The following is a 24,546-nucleotide window of genomic DNA, read 5'->3' on the forward strand; positions in this document are numbered from 1 at the left end:
ATGAAAGGCTGCTCCCGAAAGAGCAGCGACGTAACCGGATTATTTTCGATATGGCATAGGTAAATCCCTCAATGAAAGGCTGCTCCCGAAAGAGCAGCGACAGCCACTGCAAAAGCAGGGCGATAAACAGGGTTTTTGTAACACAAAACGAGCGCTAGGTTAGACGATAGCATTCGGAGACTTAATCTTCATCCTTCACTATTGAATTTTCGGGTTTGAACAGAGATTTTGCTGCAACGAGCGCGACCCGGGTTTTGCGTGATACCGGCGCGCTCGGAAATCGAGGTGAATCTGGCGATAGCCGTTAGAGGATCAAGACATCATTGTCTGTCACCTCCCGAGAACGGCTGAGATAGCCGAATTTGTGTTCGGAAAGCTTAGCAACACGACCGAGATCACAAAAGAGGATGGAATCTTCCTCATTATCAATGATCGAGCTGAGTCGATCCTTGAGCTGAAGTAAGCGTGCTGGAGACATGTCGACTACGAACACACTGTACTGCACCCGGTCGCCATACTCAGACAGAAGATTGGCAGTCCTAGTCCTTCGCCTGTCGCTGATAATGTCATAACAAATCAACGTGCGTCGTGCGTCTTCTCTCACCGAATTTTCACTCCTTCATAGGAAGGCTGTGTCCCGTCAATAACTCCGAGTATCATACGCGCTTGGATCTCTATGACGCGTCGCCACGTAGCGTCGTAGCCGAAGAGGGGGTGCTTGATGCTGGTTTGAATTCGGCGTTCGAATGCTCTGATGATTTTCTTTCTGCCGGTATCCCGCAGACGAGCTACTCCATGGATATGCGTGAAATCGGTATCTTTGATTTCTCGTCGATTAATGAGAGATATTACAACAGAGTCAGGCACCGGAGCTCGAAATCCCTCCATGAGATCAAGGGCTAAAGCAGGCTTGTTCCTACCACTGCTGTGCAAAAATCCAGCATGTGGATCTAATCCACAGGACAGTAGTGCGCGTATTACTTCAGCGCGGAGAAGTCCGTAACTGTAGTTCAAGAGAATGTTGATTGGGTCCGAAGCGCCTCGTCCGTGCCTGCCAGTCCAGGTCCACCCTAATTGGTCGATCTGGGCCTTGTTGAGCATCGTCGAGAAAGTTGAAAAGTAGAGGGCCGCTGCATCCCCTTCGATGCCAAATAATTGGCGGTTATCTTTGGCTTCGAGAGAACATGTGCCGGCATCGATTAGTAACTGAACTGTGCGATCTGAATCACCATTGCGGCGGAGCAGAGTTGCTTGGTTCATTATCTTCGCGTTCACCATTCCGCGAGCAATCGGTAAGCACCCACGACTGCTTAATACATGTTGCTGTACTCGGGCGGCAGCGTTTGGCCCATCGGTAGGGCACGAATAGCCGTAGACCCGACCAGTAGTCGAGCACCACACCACCGGAACGTTGTGCCACAGGAAATTTCTGTGCAAAGCACTCGAGATGTCCACATTACCGTGTATAACTACCCCTTGAACACGCTCAAGAGGCGCGTCAGCGAGCCGTTCACCGGCCTTTTCCACTATTACTCTGCCGTTCCGAATACTCGCGCGTGATCCTTGTACGGTGAGATGGAGAATCTGGCTGTCAGGGTCAGAAGCATTCAATCGTCGCCGTACTTGCCCGCCATGGTGCTCATCAGGAAGGCAAACCGAGTAATGAGAACAGCGAGCACACCTTTCATCATTGAGTAATGGAGGGGGTGCACTTTCATTGTCAACGATTGCGCGGGTTCTAGATACTGCTTGCTGAGCATCTCGTATGTCGGCGTCGTCGAGATCGATTCGGATTTTGCGCCGATGATCAGTGAAGTAGATTGCTTGCTCGATTACATCGAAGCCCATGTCAGTCAGACATACACGTTGGAGCGCAAGTTGTAACCGGTTTGCCGGCGTCACTACGGCCTTTCTACGTACTGGAGTTGCTTTGTGCTCCACAATGCCCACTTGATTTTCATCATAAAACTCGACAACATCTGCTTTTCCTACAATCCCCAGAGACTCGCAACGCAGTGAAAGAGAAGTTGCTCGGTGGGAGCGAGTGTTGGAAGGTGTGTCCACGGCGTGGTGCGCTTTTGTACCAGCTTCCATTTGGTAGGTGAATATGGATTCACCATTAGCTTCCAGCCAAGCTCGACGCTCACAAAACACAGAATGCAGCACCAGGCTAAGCGGGAGAAAATCCTCGTCCGCGATCATAATAAATGGATCTTTCCCTTTTCGAAGTATCTTTCGGGTGCCGTAGAACTCCCGCCACGGTGAATTCGGAAAACTGCGGCGCCAGGAATTCCGTACTGTTTCAGCCTCGTAGAAGTTTCTTCTAAGCCGGACGCATCACACTTTCTATTCAATATCCTTGAGCCCAAAACCTGGGTGATGATAGCCCAATCCTTAGAAAGCGCGATACTTTCGAATCTCTCCGGTGTAATGGGTACGGTTGAAACAGGGAGCACCGCGACCTTCGGATGCAAATCTGAGTTCGGATAGGCGCCGGGAGTCACTGACATTTTGTCGATTCGCAAGGTCAGAGGGAATTGTCCGATTCCAAGGAGAGCGGTGAAAGCTAGAGCCAGGTCAGTCTCTCCCGGTGGTGTGAAGCCCGAAGGAGTGCGGGAATCCTCCTTGCCGAAAGGATCCGTCGCGTTTTCACCCTTGATACCAGACAAAATCTTGTCAGGAGACCACTCTGCTAACTCTTCCACGTATTTAAATAGTTTCTGAGAGACAAACTCTTCTCCGCGATTTCGCGTCTTCATTTCCCACCGAGAAGCTCCATGATCGGGGCGAGGATCTTTGCCGTCGAAACGCCAGTATGCAGCCTCGCCAAGTCCTTGAATCAGCTGTAGTGCAAGCATGTCATCTTGCTTATACAGCTCATCCAGAATATTTGTTCTAGCTACTTGATGCTCTATCCAGTCGTCTGGATGCTTCTGGGGATCGATGGCTTTAAATCTGGGGCTGATAGGGGAAAAGGTTCCTTCAGCGTACTTAACTCTTACGGAGGTCCACCCTGTAGCCCATCGTGTCGACAATATTCGAATTTGCTCCGCAAGCTGCTCTGGATGGACATCATCTACTTCAAGGACTCCTCTTGGGCTGGGATCTTGATTCCAGTACGTCACAATCCTCGAATTGGTGAGCGATCTCGCGAGGAGGCTAAGCCCTGCTAGCGCGAAATGCGCAAGCCCAGAGGTAATATCGCCGGCCACAGTAATTTTTTGCTTCATCGTCCTTCTCCTGAAATCTGTCCGTCAGCGGCGCGTTCCAGGGACTCACATAATGCGAGTGTGTAGGCACCGAGTTCACGAGTTAGATGACGAACTTGGCTTTCCCACTGTCCCTCGGAAAAGAGGCGATCCGCGGTTGAAGAACCGGTGACGACCTGTTCACCAATTTGAGGGAAGAGATCACGGCCACGGCCATGGCTCGTACCAATGATGTGCACCACAAGTTCGTCAATTCGAGTGTCGCCGGCACTGCGCATATCCTCCGCAATGACCGCTGAAAACTGTTCGTGCCTCCACCCCGTTGGCAAACCACTGCCTGCGCGTGATCGCGAAACCTCTTGTTTACTGCGTTTTTTGCTTTTCGCTAGGGCAACGTCAGGTCGGGAGTTGCCAAGCATGTGTTGGAACCTGGAATCGCGCTTACCCTCGTCGTGAAGTAGACATGCGGTAGTAATGCGATCGGAATACTCAGTATCCACTCCCAGTCGAGCGCATAGTTCTTTAACGCGTTGTGCTACTGCTAACTGGTGCTGTTCGATTGTGGGTGGGCCAGCGTTAGTCCATTCCTGGATCGTTTCCGGGTTCTTTTGCAAAACGGTTTTTTCACGCACAAGTATCCAAGCTGCAAAACTTCCTCTGTGATCTTCCACGGACGCTGCTGAAATCTCAACACTCTTGTCGTAGTCATCCGGAAAGTGCTCTATCCACTCGGACATGAAGTCTTCGGGCGTAAGCTCTTGAGCCTCACGGAAAAGTTCATCGGGAATCGCATTAGATTGACCGTAAACAAAAATTCTCGTGTCATCCAAGGACACCTGGTCTGGAGCTTTCTTATCCTCAATCGTCTCCACCACTACGCCCTCAGTTGTCAGTGGCAACTTCTTGCCCACTATTAGGACATCTCCTGGGCAAACCCTTGTCTCGTCGGTGTATATGCTGACTTCTCCAGCGTGGTAAATAAACAGCGGAATTTCAACTGGATGCTTGCCATTTAGCTGCGTCAGATACGTGGCGTGCCTGTGGACAATAGAGATTGTCGCTGGGAAAACTTCAAAAGCTCGAGGTGGTACCTGATTGAGGAGTTCCACGGCAGCCTCCTGCATCTCAGGCAATCCGTAGCGTACTGCGATTCCAGCAACTGGAGTCTCGGTGTCCAAGGAATCGTGGAGCCACAAATCTAACTCAAATGGAGATTCTCTGTGTTCGGAGCTCTTTGCCAAAAGCTCTACTTCGCGGAATTCGAGTCTCTGGTGTAACAGTCGACTGGGTCGCGTTGGAGGTGCGGGTTGCTTTAGCAGTCGCGCCGGATTCACGTCAGTCCCCTCCTCGAATTTGCGGATCCACCGCAATCCATCAAGTAAGTCCTCACGAGTGTAGGGAGGAGAATCATTTCTAATTGCGGTTTCGTCCGTGGGCTCAAGCACTATGAGTTCCGAAGCATCATACTTCCCCAATCGGTTGAGTCGTCCGATTCGTTGTTGAAGTGATGTAGCTGGTGCCAACTCTGTCACCAGATGTTGGAAGTCTACGTCTACTCCGACTTCTAGTGTCTGGGTGGCGACAATGACATCGATTTCATCATTCCCGTGCGGCGAAAGCAGACCAGGGTATGTAGAGGTGAGTCTTTGGAGGTCATACGGTCGCATAGGACCAACCAGAACCTCTACCCGTACTTTCGCTTTCCGGAGGGTGCTTGATATTTTGAGGGCTGTGTCAACGTGATTGACAATGCACCCAAGGGTTCCCGTTTGTGTTGGGGATGATAGCCAGGACTGAATGCTGTCAACCGCGGTGTTAATTATCGAGCTATTGCTCTTTCTCCCATTCCATTTCGGAAGCATTTCGTGATGAATCTGCTTAGTCGCGTAAAGTCGTTGTCTAAGAGTATCGTCGCGACCTGTTTCAAGATTTTCTGGTGTGACGGTGATTGCAGAGGACGGGTCTGCTTCTGTTGATGGAGTTGCCGTCGTTTCAACAACCTGAAGCGCAGGTACGCCGATCTGAACTCCTCCGAGCTGAATTTCTCGAATTCGACGGGCGGTCTTGAGCAATTGCTTATTCAATTGCGCTTCATCCAGAACGAGAACAGAGTCGCTGGTCATAAGGGTTGCTTCGCGAGAGCGCGCATAGTACGTAGCACCGTACCCCTGGAAGAGTGCCCTCGAGCCCCACATATCGGGCGTTGATGCAATCACTGTGCAGACGGATAAATCGTTAACAGGTAAGTCCTGTGTTGACAAGCCACCACGCAGGACTGACACGTTCAACGGTTTTGTGCTTTTGCCAACTCCAAGTTGCGCTAGTGCTAGGGCGACTTTTTGGAGCACTTCTGGTGCGTTCTGATCCTTCAGACTTGCTTCAAGGGCTTGCTGAATGCGAGCGCCTCGGCCATATTGATTGTCCACGAGACCGCGGCGGTTTACTACTGCGTGTAACCTGCGAGGCAAGCGCGGTGCCAGGCCATCCGCGTGGAGTGCGTTAGCGAAAACATGGATGTCGACCACCGATGATTTTCCTGCACCTGTAGGCGCGGAAATCTGCTCGGGCCAGTTACCGGTTTCCACAAGGCGCTCTAGCAGTTGGCGCTGCCAGCTATATGGAAGATGGCCATCATTTAGAGTGGAGAAAAACTCATCAAAGTCTTCGAGGGATAATCCTGTCCGAATGGTCATTTGACACCTCCTAATAGTTCTCCAATTGATTCGAGAGATGCAGGATTAACGTCTATGGGCTTTAATAGCCCGGAACCTAGGTGGCGTGACTGCCCAAGCATGACTGCCGCTTGGGTATTTGAGAGTGCACCTAGATCGATCACTGCGTGATATGGCTGCACAGGAACGCTTGCGTGTGTGTGATGAGCGTAATTTCTAGCGTTGCGTGTTACAGGATGGGTAGCTAGCACCTGCATTCCTTGCTGCTCTACTTGGTCATGCAGCAAGCGGTAGCGGGCCTGGCGGGAGCCTTCGGTGGAGAACCTATCTCGCCAAACAAAGCCTGCAGAAAGTAACGCCGAGTCGCCGAGCGTCCACGTTCTCGTGCCCCTTTTAACTATCCGTGTCTCAGGGATAATCGGCATTTCAGTTTCCCATATTCTAAGGCAACCAGGCTTCGGAGCTGGCCAGAAATAGGACGCAGACCGTGTCGAGCCGGTGAAGGAAACATCGATTCTCCCGATCCTTTTAGACCAGATTTGTGAGATTTCGACTGACTTGCGGATTTGTGCAAGGTCAGACGGTGAAGTCCCCGTGGGTACAAACAGTGCCAAATGTGGACCCCGCAGACCTAGGAGCTGCGAGAGTTGGGGAGTCAGATACTGGATCGCTAGGCGGTTGGCAGGCTGACGAACCTCTTGGTTGTACTTGCCAGTAATAATTGGGGCTGCACCAAAACTCAAGAGGGATATGAGCGCCTTGTGCATCCGTGTACACAGGGTCACTCTGTCTCGCTTTTCAATAGTGGCATTTAAAGAGAAAAGATATGCGATTGACCACGGCGAATCGGTGGAAGTCGGTAGCTGCGCCGGTTCGTACCATGCCTCCGTAGTACAGCTCTGAGTCGGAATCTCACTGAGAGGCGCCTGCGATTGCTTGAACTTGTATTGGGATTTCGGGACAGATCTTTTTCCGTATTGCTCGTTGTAAGCCTCAATGAGTGTATCTGTCCGGCCTTCAGTTGGAACCTGTCGAGCGTGCGCTTCCGGGGTGAAACAGTTTGCGGTGGGTGAGAGTAACAGATTCGGCTTTACCTCGCCAGCGGTGACTATTGCGACACTGTGGCTTTCCCCAAGGTAAGGTATGTCTTCTGCGATGGCGATTAGAGTCTTTCGAATGTCGTCTGGAACGTCATTCCAGACGAATCCAAAAGGTGCGGATATGGCTACGCCATCGGAAATTGGACGCTCCTCGATCTTTTTGCGCACGACTTTCGTTTTGGTATCTTTTGCGAATGTTCCCACATCCCGATAGCTGCGTCTTTCTCCACTGGGGTCGAGATCGACTGTGTTGGGCTGGAATAGTCCAGTTGGAGGATGCTTTTCTAGCCACCATAAGGCCTGCAAAGCTGCGTCGGAAAGTTTCCCTGTCTCGGAATGTGGCCCCAGTGCCGCTGCGCTGAGCAAAGCAGCATGAAGACGTGCTGGGGTGGGAAAGGCCTCCACTGAGCCATCGCTTCGATGGCCGTAATAAGTGCCGAGGGGAAACGACGCAATTAACGTCAATGTCGACATGGTTTAGTTGCTTTCGTTGTCTTCGGAATCGGCCACGGCATTGCTATAAATTGCAGGATTTCCTTCCACTTTCTTGACCTGTCCGTGCCAGTCAGCAACGCCGAGCTTCTCTGCGTGGTCGATAGCCTCCGAGAGCAACCTATCGGCACCCTCAACGCTGAGCGGTTCGAGGTTTTTGAAGTTTCCGTAGCGAAGATCGAGTTTGACCTCGGGAGCTGCGACCTCAACGAGATCGCAGTTCGAGCGGTAATAGAGCTCCCGTTCTGCTCGCGCAACTAATGCGATTGCCAAAGCAGCCACTAGAGCTCGACCAGCGATGGTTTCGTCAGCAGTTTCGCCGAAATTCAGTTGCCGGAGTGCCGTGAAACTGACCACCCATGACCTAATGACCCGAGAGCAGGATACGCCACCGAGTGGATCAAGTGTCGGAGGAAGCGCACCGACGCCAACCTTGGAACCGCTAATCTTTTGTCCCGTCTTGAGCTTCTTGATAGCGTCCTGGAACTCCTTTACCTTCTTTGCAGAAAGTGCAGCCTTCTGGTTTGCGACGATCTCCTCAAAGTCGCCTGGATCCAACATGACGGAAGCGCCAACCGGATCAACTCGAGCCCCGCTGCGAGGGCCCTGTTGCTCCGCTCCGGGCCTTGTCTGATCTGCGAGTACGCCGATTGTCTCTCCTGTGACTGCACGACGAATACGTGTCTGGTTTGAGCGGGGGGTTGAATCCCAGACGCCGCACACGAGAGCGATTGGTGCAGTGTTGAGCAGGGCCTTGTAATTCCGGTTGCTACCATCACGAAGGTTTTTGTACCACTGGGCATCCGTCACTGGTTTATCCTCGTATTTGCCAGCGCGGATGTGCCCGTCGGTGTAGCGGTGAGACAGATCCATATCGGAAAACACCCGATTTCCGTAGGCAAGCTCGATGCGTGGGATGCGAACAAGCACCTTATTGCCAGCCATGATATCCCGTACGATCGCTGATTCGCCCCGGTTTGCGGAGGAAGGGATGCTGTCGATCATTACCGTTTCCACCGGTTCACCATCGATATAACGAGTTTCGAATGAGAAGACGGAAGATTTGCCTTCGACGAATTTTGCCGGGGTGATGGAGGCGTGGGTTCCTGCTGCAGCGGAGAGCTCGGTGACAGATGTCATTACTGAAGGGCCACCCTGGGCGCATGCATTGAGCAGGTCGGAGAAAGTCAAGGTAGATTCCATGACGAATCCTTTCGTTCGAAAGTATGTACGGTTCTCAATGCTTCGTGCAATTGCTTTTTATATAGTGAGAACTGACTACTCGAGGCTTGAAACCAGCGGTTGCTGGCTCTAGACAAACTTTAGCACAGCAGAGTTAGGATCGGCACAGGTTTAAACAAAGTAGAAAAAAAGTTTTCTTCGGGCCACACGGCAAGTAATCTCGTAGGCGGATAACCCACGTTTAAACAAAACCTCAATGAAAGGCCGTGTGGCTACGCTCATGTTACCTGGCTGGATTGAAATCAGGTTTCGCGCCTATCGAGAATTTGGGTATTCGTGCTGGTAAACGAATAATAAGTCAGTTGCTAACTGCATCTGGAGTCCCGACTTGGCTCACGTGTGGGTGATGAGGACCACCCTTGACACGTGGGCCTGGGGGTTTGGTTGTTGTTGGGTTAAAAAGGGTGCTACTCAAGCGGGTATTTTGTGGGGGTAGTCGGTAGTCTGATTTTGTGAGTCCGTATATCCGCACGGTAAAAACCGGGTCCGGGGCGCGTGCCGTGCAGGTGGTTCATTACAAAAGACATGGGTCAAAAAACATTACCCACGTTGGTTCCGCCCACACTGACCGCGAGTATGCCCTTTTGAAGGCGCAGGCGCAGCGGATTATCGATGGGGACCACATGTCACTGGATCTAGGGGTAGTCGCATCTGAGGATGCGGGTGTGGGAAGCGAGAATAATCCTGTTCCTGTCACAGCGGAACGGGCAGGAATCCTGTTGGACTGCATTGATGCGTGTTTCGATCGGATCGGTCTTGATGCGGCCTGTGGTGGGGATACGGTGTTTCGGGATGTGGTGCGCGCCCGGTTTATCCATCCAGGTTCCAAACTGGAATCGATTGAAACACTGGCAGACGTAGGTGTGACATCAGCGGGATATACAACAATCAAAAGAAAACTGGCTCTTCCGGTTTTAGAGTGCGTGGGTGTGGTTGGGGTGTGTTGGGCGTGGCACTAGATGTGGGGGTCCTTGCTTGGTAGAGATATTAGGTGTCGAATCCAAAATCTGACCAAGCAAGGACCCTTATCGTGAAGCCTAGTGGAAACCTGATCGCTGACACCATTTGCCGCACCGCTGAGTTGGGGTTGATGATCACTGGAGCCGCTGATGGTGGGGATGTGACCATTATTGATGCGGTGGCTGTTGATCCCATCAACCAGTGCCCGGCATGCACGCAACCGGGTGTAAAACGTGATCATGTGGTCCGTGAGCGTGTGGACCTGCCGGTGGTGGGTTTCCCAACGAGGCTTAGGGTGCGCCTGCCACGGTACCTGTGTGTTAATCAGGCGTGTTCGCGTAGGATTTTCCAAGCTGGTTTGGACTGTGCTTTTGATGGTGAGAAAACCACAAGACGGGTGACCCGCTGGATATTGCAGCGTTTAGCGATTGACCGGATGTCGGTGCGTGCGGTGGCGAAAGCGCTGCGTATCGGGTGGGATTTGTGTTGCCAGCTGGCCTTAGATCAAGCACATGAGTTGATCTATCACGACCCTGACCATCTGACTGGGGTGCGTGTCATTGGGGTTGATGAGCATAAGTGGTCGCATAACCTTAAAAGCCCATGGTGATGGGTTTGTCACTGTGATTGTGGACATGACCAACAAGCCGGCGCGGTTGTTGGATGTGGTCAAAGGACGGTCCTCACAGGCGTTACAGTCCTGGTTAAACCGGAAGAGCCAGAAAACTTCCGGAGTATGCCACCGATGGTTTCAGGGAGATTATTACCGAGGCACTAGCAACTCATGCTGGTATCGGGCCGGGATCGTTTCTTTTATACGATGTCACCACCTTGCATTTCGAAACCGATACGCCCGATGATCTGCGCAAACCAGGGTTTTCCAAAGAACGCCGTGTGGAGCCACAAATCCTGGTGGGGCTTTTAACCGACTCCACGGGTTTCCCCTTAACGGTGGGGGCGTTTGGGGGAAACAAAGCTTAAAACACACACGATGTTGCCGATGATTCGGCGGATGCAGGAGGCCTACAGGCTTAGTGGTGTCACGGTTGTTGCTGATGCGGGCATGTTTTCTGCAGGGAATAAGAAAGCCATTGTGGATAGTGGGTTGCACTATCTCTTGTCGGTGAAAACCCCGAACCTTCCCGAAGTGATCGCCGAATGGAAGAAGGATAATCCCGGTACAGACTATGAGCACGGGCAGGTGTGGCGCCAACCATCGTTTACCGATGGGCGCAAAAGCGGTGCCCCGGATTCAGTGACGTTCTACCACTACTCGCGTGATCGAGCCAGACGAACACTCAGGGGTATTAACGAGCAGGTTGATAAAGCTAAACGGGCAGTCGCAGGCGAAACAAGTATTAAGCGTAATAAGTATGTGGATCTGAAAGCCCCGAACAAGAAAGTCAACTACGCCCTTGCCAAGAAGCACACCGATCTTGCTGGTATCAAAGGGTATGAAACAGACCTGGTGACGATGCCTGCCGAGGATGTGATTACGTATTATCGCAGGTTGATTAACGTGGAGCGGTCGTTTCGCATGAAGAAATCTGATCTGAAAGCCCGCCCCATCTACCACCGCACCGAGGACTCCATCAACGCCCACATCACCATCGTCACCGCAGCACTCGCTGTCGCTCACGAAATGGTGGAGTACTCCGGCATGTCGCTTAAGAAACTGGTGCGAACGCTACGGCGCTACCGAAGCTTCGAACTAGAAGTCAACGGACAAACCATCCACGCCACCGTACCCCTACCCGACAACATCCACACCCTCGTCAACAACATCCTCCACCCACCAAGGGTGCACTAAAATGAGCCAACTCGGGGCCACATAGTAGGCAAGCAGCATGAGCTCCGTGGCATGTAACTCGCTGGCGTACTTGCAGACCATATCTTCAGGTGTGATGATCCCCGACTGCTGCAAGCGCACCATGAACGTGCCGGTGCCGGTAAAAGGGTCCAACTGGACTCCGTATTTGATAAGTAGTGGGTTGCGTTAGCGAGTGCGCTCCGAGGGGGTGTGGAAAATAGGCTGCGTTAGCGGGTATCGCGTTTTGCGTTAGCGTTTGCAGCGTTTCTCCTAATCAAGCATGGTTTTATGGCTTGACCTAGCACTACTGAGTGCCGCAGCGGTCTCGTTTAAGCGTTTTCCTAGAGTTTGGGCGTCTCGCCCAAATCAGCCAACTGTTCATGTACACTATGAACACTAGGAGGTGTTTATGGATATTGTTGTCAGCAACGCAAGTCCTGACCCGATTTATGCCCAGATTAAGGATCAACTCAAGGCTGCGATCATTAACGACCAGGTTGTTCCTGGTGAGAAGCTGCCGTCGATTAGGCGTTTGGCGTCCCAGCTTCGCGTGTCGGTTATTACTACCAAGCGTGCCTACGACGAACTAGAACTTGAGGGTTTTATTGATTCTGTGCAGGGGCGGGGTAGTTTCGTTGCTTCCAAGAACACCGAGTTACTCAAGGAAGAACAGCGCAAAAAGGTCGAAGACCATTTGAAATCTGCCCTCGCGGCAGCTCCAGCCGCTGGCCTATCTATTGCCGAGTTGAAAGAACTTATTGACCTGTTAGGAGTAAGTGATGAATAGTATTGAAATCAGCGGTCTGGTGAAAAACTATCCAGGCTTCACGCTCGGTCCGCTTAATCTTCAAGTTCCTCAGGGCTCAATCGTGGGCTTCGTGGGTGAAAATGGTGCGGGTAAATCCACGACACTACGACTCATCCTTGGCCTAGCACGCCCTGATGCGGGCACGATTCGTCTGCTCGATCAGCCCGCTGGCCCGGGTCATCCAGAAGCGCGTGAGCGGGTGGGGGTGGTTTTCGACGACATCAGCCTGCCAGCCAATTTCACTGTTAAGAACGCTTGCGAGTTTGGCAAGCGCCTTTACAAGAATTGGGATTCACAAGTCTTCGCCAGTTACCGGCAGCGCTTCCAACTTGCTTCTGACAAGCGAGTTGATCAGCTCTCTCGCGGCATGCGTATGAAACTCGGGTTAGCGATGGCGCTGTCCCATGCGGCAGATTTGCTGATTTTTGATGAAGCAACCAGTGGTTTAGATCCGGTGATCCGCGATGAGGTACTCGACATTATGCTCGAATTCATCGAAGATCCGAGCCACTCTATCCTGTTTTCTTCCCACATCGTCTCCGATATTGAAAAAGCAGCTGACTACATTGCTTTCATCCACAACGGCAAGTTGAAGTTAATGGAGCAAAAAGACGAACTCTTAGAGGCTTGGCGAATAGTCGCGCTAACCAACGAGCAGGCTAACCAGCTTGATTCCACGCAAGTATTAGGGCGTCGCCGTCATGATTTTGGTCAAGAAGTAATCGTCCGTACCGGGGCAGTTCCTACTGGTGTGCAAGCTGGTAGACCCACGATTGAAGACATCATGGTTTATGCGATTAAAGGAGAAGACCAATGAGAGCCGCATTCTATAAAGACCTTATTGCGAATCGAACCTATCTGATCGTCCTAGGCGTGATAACGGCCGCAATGACAGGCCTTGGTGTTTACGCTAACGAGTTGATTATTTTCCCTTTCCTTTTCGGGATGATCGGAATGCTGCACTTCACAGGCACCTTTGCTCGTGACAGTGAGTCCAAGGTGAACCGAACGATCCTGGCTGGTCCTACTGCCAGAAGCGAACTCGTTAATCTCAACTACCTGATTACGCTCATACTTGGTGCGGTAGCATTCACGATCACAGGAGCCCTCGCCTTCCTCATGGCCGAGATGCCTTGGAAAGACACTGTTTTGGTAGCTAGTTTCGCTTTTGCAGTAACGTTACTTTTGGTCATTATTCAGCTACCGTTGTTTTACAAATATGGCCCAGAAAAAGCCAAGCTTTTCTTCGTCGCAGTGTTTATTGTTGTTTTCGCTGGCTCATCATTCATCGGCTCTAACAAGCAAATCATCTACGACTGGATCGCAAAAGCACTTACCTGGCCGCCGCTGGCTAGTGCAGGAATACTTCTAGCAGTGACACTCGCGTTCACCGCAGCTTCCCTATGGTTGAGCCGAAAGATTGTGGCAGGTCAAGAATTCTAAATTTTTAGGCATCTGGCCTTGGACAAATTCGACCATGCTCAAGTCATAGTTCGACAATAATTTCTGCGCCGGTTCTGAATACGAACCGGATCTCACCCTCATCAACCACGGCGTGGTCGATGAGTGCGGTCCACTGGGACGGCTGAAAGTGTTTGATCGGCTGGTCGGCTAGCTGTCGGTAGACGGCGATGATTGTGGCTCGACGGGCGTCTTTGGTTCTGATCTGCTCGTGGGTTTGCTGCCTGTCGGCTAGGGTTTGCTGGTATTCGGCTTCTAGTTTGGTGAAGCGGTGTAGGTAGTCATCTTGGTTTTGGCTAGCGGTCTTGATCTCGTGGATCGCAGCACGCCCATCTGTGATGTGCCGAGAATGGGAATTGGAAATAAGCCGATCGACGGTGGCAATTACCTTTTCACTGATGATCAGTTCCGTGAGTTCCTCTCCCGCGATCCAGAGGCCAGGCAATACTTCCATCCGTGGATTGGCTCCAAAGAATTCCTTCACGGATATCACAGATGGGTTCTGTGGACAGGGGATATGTCCCCTGCTGAGTTAAAGGCTCACCCACTTATCGCGGAACGAGTCAAGGCAGTGCATGACTTTAGATTGCAGAGTTCGAGTACACAGACTGTCAGACTCGCAGGTAAACCTCAACGGTTCCACGTTGAAAATATGCCGGATGGAAAATCAATTGTGGTTCCCAAAGTCTCATCGGAACGGAGGAGGTACATTCCTCTGGGGATGATTGAGCCTGATACCTTCGCATCGGATTTGGTATTCCTTATCCCGAACGCGTCGTTGTTCCTCCTTGGGGTTCTTCATTCTGAGATTCATAACGTGTGGATGAGAGCAGTTGCGGGGCGGCTGAAAAGCGATTACCGCTACTCTGCAGGAGTTGTCTACAACAACTTTGTCTTCCCCGAGGCTACAGATGAACAACGAAAAGACGTGGAGGAGGCGGCACAGCGGGTTCTGAACGCGCGTGGGAATTACAAAGACGTAACGCTTGCGGATATGTACGACCCGGATGATGAATGGATGTACCCGGAGCTCTTCGCAGCGCATTCCGAACTCGACAGCGCAGTGGCGCAATGTTACGGCTTCGCACTGGACGGTTTAGAACACGATGAAAGGGAACAGTTCATTCTCTCAGAGCTTCTGACACGCCACGCCAAGATAGTATCCTAGAGGGTATTCTCGCACCTCGTACGGTTGTTCTAACTTGTTCGCGGTGGATGTGGCATGGCCTTGCTAAGTTGTAAGGCATGAGTCGGATATTGGCTGTGGCAGACGCGCTGAGGCTGGTGCGGGTGCGGGAAGAATCACCTGCATGGTCGCTGCTCGCGGCCACAAACGCGCCGGTTATTCTGGCGGTGCTTGCCGAGGTCTTCCGGGGAGACAACCGTACGTTGGCAGGAACGGAACTATTCCTTGCCGTAGACCCGCTGCTTGTCGACATTCGCGAGTCCACAGGACTGGAGTTACCTAAGTCTGCGGTGGCGTACGTGGGGGACTGGGTGAAGGCTGGCTACCTCGTGCGACGAAGCCCGCAGGGAGAAACTGAGGAGTTCTACGAGCTGTCCTCCGACGCGCACGTTGCACTCGACTACATCGCAGAAATCGTTGAACCACAGCGTGTGGTCACAGGCTCCCGGCTAGGAACCGTATACACGGGGCTCAGCGATCTGGCGGCAGACACCGACCCGGATGAGCAGGCGGCAATCACCCGGCTGGAAGCACAGCGTGATCAGCTCCAAGAACGGATCGACACTATCCGTGAACGGGGTATCAGCGTCGTCGACGACGACCGGGCCGTGGAAAAAGCCCGCGAGGTGCTGTCACTCGCGCGGGTGCTGCCCACAGACTTTGCGCGCATGCGCACGGATGTGGAAAAAGTAGACAGCAGCCTGCGCGAATCAATCGTGGAATCGACGCTCAACGCCGGAGAAGTGCTAGACAACGTCTTCCGAGGAGTTGATCTCATCCAGGAATCCGAAGCTGGGCGGGCCTTTAGAGGGTTCTACGAGGTGTTTCTCAATAACGAACGCTCCGCACGGATCGACGCGGTCATCGATTCCATCATGGAACGCCCATTTACGCAAAAACTCTCCGTTGAAGAACGCGACGAACTGCGCAGTCTCATGCGCATCCTCGACGAATCCTCCGGCCAGGTACATGACTCCATGACGGGGCTTTCCCGGTCGCTGCGTAGGTTTGTGCAGTCACGCGAAGCAGAATCCCAGCAAGCGCTCATCACCTCCATCAACGAGGCAGGACGGATCGCAATGAGAGTTGGGAAGGCGGGAATCGCCTCCAACACAAAGATCGGTGTGGAGCTCGAGCTGACCACCCGGCAACCGCAATCCATTGCCTCCTGGAACCTCTACGATCCTTCCGATTACCGCATCGAAAGTGACCTTGTTGAAGCGGAAGCCGGAACCATTGACCTCGTGGCGCTGCAGCGGCGCATCCGAGAAACAGAAATCGACTGGCAGGAGTTGTCTGGCAACATCAACGCGCTTGTCACACGCCGAGGCCAGGCCACGATCGCTGATGTGCTGACCGAATTCCCCGCCACGCAGGGGCTCGCCAGCGTCGTGGGTTTAATCAAGCTGGGTGCCCGTCATGGGCAGCGCGCCGATGGCAGCGAACTCCTTCGGTGGACATCGGCAACCGGGAAGAAGAGACAAGCACGCGTAAATCGGTGCGTTTTCACCGAATGTGTGCCGGAGACATATCACTCGCGGATCTTTGGAGGTAGCCATGGATGAGCAGATTCACCTGACGGAAACAGACACAGGAACGCTCACCCTCAGCCAGCGAAAAGCTCTCGTCAAGCTGATCAAGGGGCCGTTTATCACCACTACAACCCCAGCAGACCGAGAAGACTTCCGCGTGATCGTCGAGTCACGCGCGCTGCTTTCGCAGCAGCTCGATAACCTCTTCCTGACCCTCGTCGTCGATGAAACGGCGGGAGTCGCCTACACCAAGGTATGGGATACAGAGGTCGACGGTGCCCGCACGCTCCTGCGCGCAAAGCCGTTGACCTTCGTAGAGACGGTCATCATCCTGCACCTGCGCCGGCAGCTGGCAAAATCGAACCCAAATGAGCGCACGATTGTGGAAAAACAGGAGGTCTTCGAAGCCACCGCCCCCTACCAGACGGCGCAGGGAACCGACCACACGAAGCAGGAGAAGCATTTCGACACGGCATGGAACTCCCTAGCAAAGGCGAGAGTTGTCACTGAGACATCAACACCCGGGCGCTGGGAAGTGTCCCACGTCCTGCGCGTGGCATTTTCCAGCGACGAGATTAAGGCCGTGACCGCAAGCTTTACCCACCTTCTGGAGGATTCCCATGACTAGCACCATCGCCCCAGGCCAGTACCGCCTCACCACCCTGCAGGTGTACAACTGGGGTACATTCAACGGTCTCCACACGGTCGACGTCGCGCGCGCCGGGTTCCTCATCTTCGGCCCCTCTGGGTCGGGCAAGTCCACGCTTATCGACGCGGTTTCGACCATCCTGGGTTCCCCCGGACGTCACCGTTTTAACGCCGCAGCAACCGAATCCGGGAAGAAATCCGGCCGAGATCTGGTCACCTACTGCCGTGGTGCGTGGCAAAAGGAACACGACGCGGATCTTGATGATGTTACCCGATCCTTCCTGCGCCCCGGACCGATGTGGAGTGGGGTAGGTCTCCACTTCAGTGACGACGACGGCGGGGAGATCACTGCACTTCGCATCATGTGCCTGACCGCCAATACGACGACGCAGTCGGAGGTGAAAAACCTCTTTCTGCTTCTCCCCGGCAAGGTGAGTCTCGTCGACTGCGAGGAGCTTGGCAAACACAGCGCCGGGCAAGCCGATGCCAAGAAACAGTTCCCGGACCTCATCGCCATCAATCGCAACCTGTCACCCTTTTCTGCAGCGTTGCGCAAACGCTTGGGGATCGCGGATGAAAAGGCCATCGAGCTGTTGCAACGCACACAATCCGCAAAGACCCTGGGCGATTTGAACCAGCTCATGCGGGACTTCATGCTGCCGGAGCCCGCGACATTCAAGATCGCTGACGATGCTGCCGAGAACTTCACGGAGCTAAAGACGGCGCATGCAACGGTGGTGACAGCCCGCAACCAGATAAACAAGCTCCGCCCCATCCGAGACAGCGCAGATAAACACGCGGAGCTCACGAAAACGATTCGTGACTACACGATGGATCTGGATGCCGTCCCCGTATACGCCAACACCCAGCGGCTCGGCTTCGCCCGGTCGGATCTGCGTACGAACCAGGGGGAACTCGACGATGCCCAGGCAAGCCTCGAAACCGTGCAGGAAAAAGCGGCGGAGCTGGCCGAGAGGGTGACGAACCTCCACGTCGCGATCAGGGGAGAAAAAGACGACGGAATTACGGCCGCAGAACACCGCCGTGACAAGCTCCGCGACGAGTGCGCTCGCGTCGAAAATGAAGCGAAGAAGTTCTTTACCGTTCTGTCGGAACTGACTCCGTTCCAACCCGCCAGCCAAGAAGACTTCATTAACCTCCGCGTACAGCTGGAAGAAGAGATTGCGGACATTGAAGCAAGGCAACAGACCTACGGGGACACCCGCACCGATATCTACTCCCGCCTCAGTACCCTCAAACAGGCAATCGACCAGGGGGAAAAAGATATCAGAATGGCGGAGAAGTTCCGGTCCAACATGGATCCTCGGCTTCTTCGCGCCCGAGAACGCATCTGCGAGATCACAGGAATTGCCCGAGGATCCTTGCCGTTTGTCGCTGACCTCATTCATATCGCCCCAGCTTTTGCGCAGTGGCAGCCCGCAGCCGAACGGGTCATGGGAGGGTTTGCCAGGATGCTCCTCGTCCCCGACGAGTTTTATCCCCAGGTCGCAGCCGCTGTGGACGCCACGCATCTCGGCACAAAGCTCACCTACCAGGACATTGATGCGAAGCTGGCATCCCTGCGGCCGCAAGCTATTTCCGCGCAGAGCCTAGCCGCCACCATCGTCGTTGAACATGGACGCTATGAAGGCTGGATCCAGCACCAGCTATCCACCCGCTTTGATCACGTTCGCTCGGAATCGATCGAGGAGTTTCGCTCCCACCGGCGCGCAGTCACCAAAGCCGGGCAGCTTCGCGACGGTAGCCGCCACGTCAAAGATGATCGCTCCCGTATCGACGACCGTTCCCGGTGGGTACTGTTCGAAAACTCAGATGCCCGCATCGACGTGCTCACCGCCCAACAGCGCCAGCGGAAAAACGAACTGAACGCCGTGGCGGAGGAACAAAAACAGTTCGAATCCAAGGCAAAAGCCGATGCGGCCCGCATCGTCAGCGCCAGGCGGGCGCTGGAGACAGAAAAATTTGCGCAAATCGACGTTTCTGGAGCCCAAAACTTGCTGGACGAGGCGCAAAAAGACCTCGATGCCCTGGTAGACAACAACGATCGACTAGCCGGACTACAAGCAGAGCTGCGGACCGCGCTTGGTTTGACGAACCTCCAGGAGACAGAGAAGGCCAGCCTGCAACAGCGGATCGGTGTTGCCCGGGACCGCGTATCGGAGGCAACGGCTACAATCGAGCGGCTGACAAGTCAGCTCGCGGGTGCCGAGCCACTTCCACCGGAGGTCGAAAGACGGATCGCCGGTCGGATGAAGGCGTACGCTCGTGCCATCAACGCGTCCAATATCGATGCCGCAACGATTGAGGTGGAGAGGAAAATACGGGTAGACAAGTCCGCCGCAGAGGGGCAGTGCTCCAACCTCCACAACTCGATCAAGCTTGCAATGAACCGTTATCTTGATGCCTGGCCTGAGCGTCAGGGTGATCTCACCCCGGAAGTTGAGGCGCTGGGTGATTTTCTCGCAGAGCTGCAACGGTTGGAGGATGACGATCTTCCCCGGTTTGAGTCCAATTTCCGGGAGCTTCTTTTTGACCAGACGAACACCCATCTGGGACGGTTACGTCGAGAGATCGCCACGGCGGCGAGCTCCATCCGGAAAGAAATCGACCGGCTGAACGAGTCGCTGACCCTTGTGGATTTCTACCCCGGTCGCACACTGCAGATTGAAGTCCGTGAGTCCCAACCTGCGGAAGCGAGGGACTTTGCCCGCAAACTCGCTGCGGCAGTCGACGGCACTCTTGAAAATGACGAAGGTGCTGCAGAACAGCGCTTCGAGCGGTTATCTGCGGTCATCGAGGATCTCGTAGAAAGCGATACGACAACCGCCAGGCAGCGTAAACTTCGCCTAGATACGCGCTGGCACGTTGCGTTTTACGGAGTCGAGGTGGATGCCGACGGCAATCGCGGTGCCGTATACGACTCCGCCGAGGGACTCTCCGGTGGACAGGCGCAGAAGCTTTCCAGTTTCTGCTTGGCGGCGGCACTCCGTTTCCGGCTCACGGGTATGGGGGAACCGCCGGCGAAAGCGAGGAAATCCCGCGTGGTCGTCGGCGAGGATGTCTATCCCCACTACGGCACGATTATTCTTGACGAAGCCTTCGACCGCGCCGACGCGGAATTCACCCGTACCTCCATGGAGGTCTTTGATCGCTTTGGTTTCCACATGATTCTCGCCACACCGGAAAAGCTCCTGCAACCGGTGGAGGACTATATCGGCGGCGTGCTTATGGTGGAGTGCCCGGACCGGAAGCACTCCCAGACGGCTGCCCTCACCATCGAGGAAGCTGAGACGTATGCGGACGACTAAGGATGTAGAGAAACGCGCAGCAACCTTCTATCGGAATAACAGCACCGATTGGCTGGCTGGTAACTTTTCACCACTTGCAATAAACCTCCAACCACCGACAGCCCGCGACGTTGACGAAGACGGCGGAGAGGCATTCCGCCGGTGGAAAGGGGAGTGGGCGAGTCACTGGGCACCGGTGGAATACGCGGACAAGCGACTGGGAGTGTACGGCGTGTACTCGGTGCCCACCCGCCTTGTCATCGATTCACCGGAGATGGCAGCACGCCTAGCCGGCACCACACACCAGTGGGAGCACCTCGTCAGGGTGCTGGAGCTCCTGGTCGCAGATTTAGGGGAGGAGATTCCCAGCACTACGGTGCGCGAGGTGCTGGCCCGCAAAGCCACGGCGTGGGAAACGTGGAGCGATGTGACTGTCGACCAATTCGTCGCCGTTACCCGCTGGCTACACACCCACAACGCGTCAGCCTACTACCAGCGTGAACTTCCCATCATGGGGGTGGATACCAAATGGTTGGAAAACCACGGAGGACTCGTGCGCGCGTTAGTCGGCGAACCGGTATTCAAACCGAAGCCCGTCATGGTGGAGCTGCGGAGCCTCGATCCGGAGGTGCCGGTAATCGGCGGGCTCGATCACGTCAGTGCCGAGGCCGCGGCACTTTCTGGTGTACCAGTCGGTTTTGCACAGGTTGTGATTGTGGAGAATTACACCACCTTTATTGCACTGCCGCAGTTGCCAGAGACCCTCGCTGTATACGGTGGCGGCTTCTCGGTTTCCGAACGAATCGGCTTCATCGGTGCAAACGTACCGGTTTGGTATTGGAGTGACCTGGATACAGCCGGGTTTGCCATGCTCACCCGCGTGCGCTCCCGCCTGCCCCAGGTGCGATCCGTACTCATGGATCTCGACACCACGCTAAGTCATCTCCCCTTTGCCGTAGAGGAAACGCAGACAACGGCCGTCTCCGAAGAGCTGCTACACGCAGACGAACAGGCGACACTCGCCCTGCTCCGCGAGCGTGCCGAGGGTTCCTGCTTGCGCATCGAGCAGGAACGCATCGGGTTCGCGTGGGCGAGGCAAAAACTGCAGGAACTTACCTGGTAGAGCCAGCAATCCTACGGGTAGGGTGGGGGTATGCGTTTATGGTCCCTCCACGCCAGCCACCTCGACCGCCAAGGGCTTGTTGCCTGCTGGCGGGAATCGCTGCTCGCCCAGAAGGTGCTGGCAGGCAAGACGACGGGCTACCGCAATCACCCGCAGCTGACGAGGTTTCGGCAGCAGCCGGATCCGATGGCTTCGATCGGCTGTTTCCTCGCTGGCATACAGGCCGAAGCGACGGCGCGGGGCTACAACTTCGATGCCTCGAAAATTGGGGTGCAGGGTGCCGCTGGCGTGCCACAGATCCCGGTCACATCCGGCCAACTGGACTACGAGTGGGAACACTTGGGCAAGAAGATCGCCACGCGGTCGCCGGAGTTTCCGCGCGCGCCACACCCCACCCCGCACCCCCTGTTTCATGTCGTGCCAGGGGGTGTAGCCGATTGGGAGGTGACAGGATAAAATACGGGCCATGGGTTTGAATTACCGCCAGCGCAAAAAGACTGGCAAGGACAGCTGGATTAACATCTCCGGCTCTGGAGCATCTTTTTCCAAGCGCATCGGGCCGGTGACCTTCAACTCCCGCGGAGGCTTCTACGTCAACCTCCCCGGAGGGATGCACTACCGGGGTCGCTGGAAGAAATAGCAAAAATAACAGGCGGGTGGCTTCGTGCCATCCGCCTTTTGTCTGCCTAAAACTCCCGGTTTCTGCGGTAAACCCCGAGGTGGTTGCCCATATCCGTGGTGAAGGGGTGGGGTTTTAGCGGGGGAGGCAGTACCGGCCGTCGGGAAGCTGCTCCGCCAGACCATCCTCCAGCAGGCTGTAAAGCGCCCGGGAGCGCTGCGCCGCATCGGGCCACGCATGGTCGATGGAGGCAAGTGGCTCGTCGGCATCCCGCAGCAGCGCCATGATCTTGCCACGCACCTGCCGGTCGGTGCCCGCGAACTTCTGCACCCGCTTCCTCTTCTCTTCTTGTTCGGCTTCCGTCGGCATCGGCTTGCCGGCCGCCACCCACGCGCACTGGTCGGCCAGCGGGCAGGATTCGCATTGGGGGTTCGTCGCCGTGCACACGAGCGCCCCGAGTTCCATGAGTGCCACGGAAAGCTCCGGTTCTGGCGCCGTAATCCGTGCTAGGTCCCCCTTTCTTGCGGGTGGGGTGAGGTAGGTGGCGTCGAACAGCCGGTAGTGCACCCGCCTCACGTTCACATCCACCACGGGTACGGGCGCACCGAACGCGAACGCCGCCACGGCCCTTGCCGTATAGTCCCCGATTCCCGGTAGCTCCAGGAGCTTGTCGACGCTTCGGGGTACGGTCCCCTTCATCTTCTCGGCTGCCTGTTTGAGCCACAGCGCGCGCCGCGGGTACCCGAGGCGGCCCCAGGCCCGCAGCACGTCGGAGGTGTCCGCAGCGGCGAGATCCGCAGGGGTCGGCCACTTGTCCATCCACTCCCGCCAGGCGGGGATGACGCGGGAGACGGGGGTCTGTTGGCTCATGACCTCGGAGACGAGGACTGCCCACGCACTCGTGCCTTCTTCACGCCAGGGGAGATCCCGGCCGCAACGCCGGTACCACGAAATGAGGGGTAAGTAGTCGAATTCCACGCTCTTGACTGTAACAATAGTGTGTATGACACCAAATGAAGCGTGGAATGCGCTGGAAGAGGGAAATACTAGATTCGCTGAGTCCAAGGTCACGGCACCGCACCGCGATGAGCCGCGGCGGGCGGAGCTCGTGGAAGGCCAGAAGCCATTCGCGTGCGTTTTGGCCTGTTCGGATTCGCGGGTACCGGTGGAGCTCATCTTTGACCAGGGGCTGGGCGACATTTTCGTCATCCGCACCGCCGGCGAGGTCGTAGACATGGGCGTGCTTGCCTCCCTCGAGTTTGCCGTCGAGGGGCTCGGCGTGGATATCGTTGTTGTGCTCGGGCACGAGTCCTGTGGCGCCGTCGGTGCGACGAAGAAGGCGCTGGAAGGTGGGGGCATTCCCGACGGCTTCCAGCGCGTGTTGGTGGAAGACATCGCGCCGAGCCTCTTCGCCGCCCGCGACGAGGGCAAGACAACCGCCAAGGACTACGAGGAACGCCACGTGGTGGAGACCGTCAGCCAGATCCTGTCGCGCTGCCCGAAGATCCGTGAGGCTGCAGATGCCGGGGACTGCGCCGTTGTCGGCGCGCGCTACGAGCTCGGCAGCGGCCGGGTGACACGCCTGGTTTAGACACGCGGAACCCATTATCCGCAGATAATCGCCGGTAGGGGCATAAGCTTGTGGCTATGAGCAACAAGAGGCCCCTGCCGGACGTTATCTACACCCGCCGACGCGTCGCCGCCATTGTCGTGGTGCTCGTCGTCATTGCCCTCATTCTGCTGCTATTTAACCTGCTCGGTGGCAAGGATAAGCAGGCCGACCCGGCCGCCGAAACCACCGTGTCCCAGACCTCTGAGCCGTCGCTGACGTCGCAGCCGTCCACCACCACGGAGACCTCGACGGCGACGACGGTGACGGAGACGACAACGGGAACCACCGGAGCGTCGACAAGCCACACCACCACGACCAACGCCGCAGCCAACAAGAAAACGTGTGAGCTGAAGGACCTGGAGGTCACGGCAAGCACCGACCAGCCGAACTACACCGGCGACCAGCGACCCACGTTCTACGCCACCGTCCACAACCCGACGGGTGCCGACTGCGAGATCAACCTCAACGATCACCCGCTCGCCTTTGAGGTGTACAACCTCGCCACCAATGAGCGCGTGTGGAGCGATATTGACTGCAACGATTCCGAGGGTCGCGGCAGGGAGACCTTTGCCAAGGGCACTGACAAGTATTACCAGGCGGTCTGGTCCCGCGCCGGGTCCGCCCCGAATGCCTGCGACAACCGCCAGCAGGTTCCCCCGGGCAGCTACTACCTTCACACCCTCGTCGGCGACAACCACTCCGACGCGGTGACGTTCAATATCCGCTAGTTGTCCAACGAGTTGGACACGTTTTAAGGACAAGCT

At 55.2% G+C, this 24,546-nt stretch carries 22 protein-coding genes and 1 pseudogene; 15 read left to right on the forward strand and 8 right to left on the reverse strand.

Annotated elements, in window-relative coordinates; all coding sequences use genetic code 11:
• Positions 1 to 304: 304 nt before the first annotated feature.
• The 6 genes from cas2 to cas7u are packed head-to-tail and all read right to left on the reverse strand — an operon-like array spanning position 305 to position 8,676.
• Positions 305 to 604: a CRISPR-associated endonuclease Cas2 gene (gene cas2, locus HMPREF3044_RS10930; RefSeq protein WP_070741641.1), complete on the reverse strand. Its 300-nt coding sequence runs from the start codon at positions 602 to 604 to the stop codon at positions 305 to 307.
• Complete coding sequence (locus tag HMPREF3044_RS10935) at positions 601 to 2,202, reverse strand: CRISPR-associated endonuclease Cas4/Cas1 (RefSeq protein ID WP_070741644.1); 1,602 nt, start codon at positions 2,200 to 2,202, stop codon at positions 601 to 603. Before HMPREF3044_RS10935 ends, cas2 begins: the two co-directional genes overlap by 4 nt.
• Positions 2,199 to 3,230, reverse strand: a complete 1,032-nt coding sequence (locus tag HMPREF3044_RS10940) for a hypothetical protein (RefSeq protein WP_070741647.1) — start codon at positions 3,228 to 3,230, stop codon at positions 2,199 to 2,201. The genes HMPREF3044_RS10935 and HMPREF3044_RS10940 overlap by 4 nt, the downstream gene beginning before the upstream one ends.
• Entirely contained in the window at positions 3,227 to 5,902 is a 2,676-nt protein-coding gene (gene cas3u, locus HMPREF3044_RS10945; RefSeq protein WP_070741650.1) for a type I-G CRISPR-associated helicase/endonuclease Cas3g, read from the reverse strand. The genes HMPREF3044_RS10940 and cas3u overlap by 4 nt, the downstream gene beginning before the upstream one ends.
• Entirely contained in the window at positions 5,899 to 7,455 is a 1,557-nt protein-coding gene (csb2, locus tag HMPREF3044_RS10950; RefSeq protein WP_083318160.1) for a type I-G CRISPR-associated protein Csb2, read from the reverse strand. The genes cas3u and csb2 overlap by 4 nt, the downstream gene beginning before the upstream one ends.
• Positions 7,456 to 7,458: 3 nt before the next feature.
• Positions 7,459 to 8,676 carry a type I-G CRISPR-associated RAMP protein Csb1/Cas7g gene (gene cas7u / locus HMPREF3044_RS10955; RefSeq protein ID WP_070741653.1) on the reverse strand — a complete coding sequence of 406 codons (1,218 nt, stop codon included), beginning with the start codon at positions 8,674 to 8,676 and terminating at the stop codon, positions 7,459 to 7,461.
• Between the two features lie 491 nt (positions 8,677 to 9,167).
• Here cas7u and HMPREF3044_RS12750 point away from each other — a divergent pair, with 491 nt between their 5' ends.
• The 6 genes and pseudogenes from HMPREF3044_RS12750 (at position 9,168) to HMPREF3044_RS10985 (ending at position 13,736) form a co-directional block, all read left to right on the forward strand.
• On the forward strand, positions 9,168 to 9,674 hold the full coding sequence (locus HMPREF3044_RS12750; RefSeq protein ID WP_141759691.1) for a hypothetical protein: 507 nt from the start codon (positions 9,168 to 9,170) through the stop codon (positions 9,672 to 9,674).
• Between the two features lie 71 nt (positions 9,675 to 9,745).
• Positions 9,746 to 10,400: pseudogene (locus HMPREF3044_RS10965) on the forward strand (transposase); the annotation flags it as partial.
• A gap of 275 nt (positions 10,401 to 10,675) precedes the next feature.
• On the forward strand, positions 10,676 to 11,485 hold the full coding sequence (locus tag HMPREF3044_RS10970; RefSeq protein WP_246821051.1) for an IS1634 family transposase: 810 nt from the start codon (positions 10,676 to 10,678) through the stop codon (positions 11,483 to 11,485).
• A gap of 409 nt (positions 11,486 to 11,894) precedes the next feature.
• On the forward strand, positions 11,895 to 12,272 hold the full coding sequence (locus HMPREF3044_RS10975; protein WP_070741663.1) for a GntR family transcriptional regulator: 378 nt from the start codon (positions 11,895 to 11,897) through the stop codon (positions 12,270 to 12,272).
• A complete protein-coding gene (locus tag HMPREF3044_RS10980; protein ID WP_005388711.1) occupies positions 12,265 to 13,110 on the forward strand; it encodes an ABC transporter ATP-binding protein in 846 nt (281 codons plus the stop codon). Before HMPREF3044_RS10975 ends, HMPREF3044_RS10980 begins: the two co-directional genes overlap by 8 nt.
• Complete coding sequence (locus HMPREF3044_RS10985; protein ID WP_070741666.1) at positions 13,107 to 13,736, forward strand: ABC-2 transporter permease; 630 nt, start codon at positions 13,107 to 13,109, stop codon at positions 13,734 to 13,736. Before HMPREF3044_RS10980 ends, HMPREF3044_RS10985 begins: the two co-directional genes overlap by 4 nt.
• 43 nt (positions 13,737 to 13,779) lie before the next feature.
• On the opposite strand, the gene HMPREF3044_RS13270 is transcribed toward HMPREF3044_RS10985, so the two are convergent.
• Entirely contained in the window at positions 13,780 to 14,208 is a 429-nt protein-coding gene (locus HMPREF3044_RS13270) for a hypothetical protein (RefSeq protein ID WP_050762596.1), read from the reverse strand.
• On the opposite strand from HMPREF3044_RS13270, the gene HMPREF3044_RS13695 reads away from it, so the two are divergent.
• The 7 genes from HMPREF3044_RS13695 (at position 14,104) to HMPREF3044_RS12765 (ending at position 22,191) form a co-directional block, all read left to right on the forward strand.
• On the forward strand, positions 14,104 to 14,922 hold the full coding sequence (locus HMPREF3044_RS13695; protein WP_371326125.1) for a type IIL restriction-modification enzyme MmeI: 819 nt from the start codon (positions 14,104 to 14,106) through the stop codon (positions 14,920 to 14,922). The genes HMPREF3044_RS13270 and HMPREF3044_RS13695 overlap by 105 nt on opposite strands.
• A gap of 77 nt (positions 14,923 to 14,999) precedes the next feature.
• Entirely contained in the window at positions 15,000 to 16,505 is a 1,506-nt protein-coding gene (locus HMPREF3044_RS11000) for a DUF3375 domain-containing protein (protein ID WP_246821053.1), read from the forward strand.
• On the forward strand, positions 16,498 to 17,100 hold the full coding sequence (locus tag HMPREF3044_RS11005; protein ID WP_070741675.1) for a DUF4194 domain-containing protein: 603 nt from the start codon (positions 16,498 to 16,500) through the stop codon (positions 17,098 to 17,100). Before HMPREF3044_RS11000 ends, HMPREF3044_RS11005 begins: the two co-directional genes overlap by 8 nt.
• A complete protein-coding gene (locus HMPREF3044_RS11010) occupies positions 17,093 to 20,449 on the forward strand; it encodes an ATP-binding protein (protein WP_070741678.1) in 3,357 nt (1,118 codons plus the stop codon). Before HMPREF3044_RS11005 ends, HMPREF3044_RS11010 begins: the two co-directional genes overlap by 8 nt.
• On the forward strand, positions 20,436 to 21,551 hold the full coding sequence (locus tag HMPREF3044_RS11015) for a DUF3322 domain-containing protein (RefSeq protein WP_070741681.1): 1,116 nt from the start codon (positions 20,436 to 20,438) through the stop codon (positions 21,549 to 21,551). Before HMPREF3044_RS11010 ends, HMPREF3044_RS11015 begins: the two co-directional genes overlap by 14 nt.
• A gap of 30 nt (positions 21,552 to 21,581) precedes the next feature.
• A complete protein-coding gene (locus HMPREF3044_RS11020; RefSeq protein WP_070741684.1) occupies positions 21,582 to 22,007 on the forward strand; it encodes a pyrimidine dimer DNA glycosylase/endonuclease V in 426 nt (141 codons plus the stop codon).
• A 10-nt stretch (positions 22,008 to 22,017) separates the two neighbouring features.
• A complete protein-coding gene (locus HMPREF3044_RS12765) occupies positions 22,018 to 22,191 on the forward strand; it encodes a DUF4236 domain-containing protein (RefSeq protein WP_005388727.1) in 174 nt (57 codons plus the stop codon).
• Between the two features lie 114 nt (positions 22,192 to 22,305).
• Here the strand turns inward: HMPREF3044_RS12765 and HMPREF3044_RS11025 are convergent, their stop codons facing one another.
• Entirely contained in the window at positions 22,306 to 23,148 is an 843-nt protein-coding gene (locus HMPREF3044_RS11025; protein ID WP_070741687.1) for an HhH-GPD family protein, read from the reverse strand.
• Between the two features lie 25 nt (positions 23,149 to 23,173).
• Between HMPREF3044_RS11025 and HMPREF3044_RS11030 the strand changes: the two genes are divergently transcribed.
• Both HMPREF3044_RS11030 and HMPREF3044_RS11035 read left to right on the forward strand, forming a co-directional pair.
• Complete coding sequence (locus HMPREF3044_RS11030; RefSeq protein WP_070741690.1) at positions 23,174 to 23,761, forward strand: carbonic anhydrase; 588 nt, start codon at positions 23,174 to 23,176, stop codon at positions 23,759 to 23,761.
• Positions 23,762 to 23,817: 56 nt separating this feature from the next.
• The gene (locus HMPREF3044_RS11035; RefSeq protein ID WP_005388733.1) at positions 23,818 to 24,510 is read left to right on the forward strand and encodes a hypothetical protein; all 693 of its coding nucleotides are present in this window, start codon (positions 23,818 to 23,820) and stop codon (positions 24,508 to 24,510) included.
• The last annotated feature ends 36 nt before the right edge of the window (positions 24,511 to 24,546 follow it).

It is taken from the genome of Corynebacterium sp. HMSC073D01, from assembly GCF_001815555.1.
Classification (GTDB): domain Bacteria; phylum Actinomycetota; class Actinomycetes; order Mycobacteriales; family Mycobacteriaceae; genus Corynebacterium; species Corynebacterium glucuronolyticum.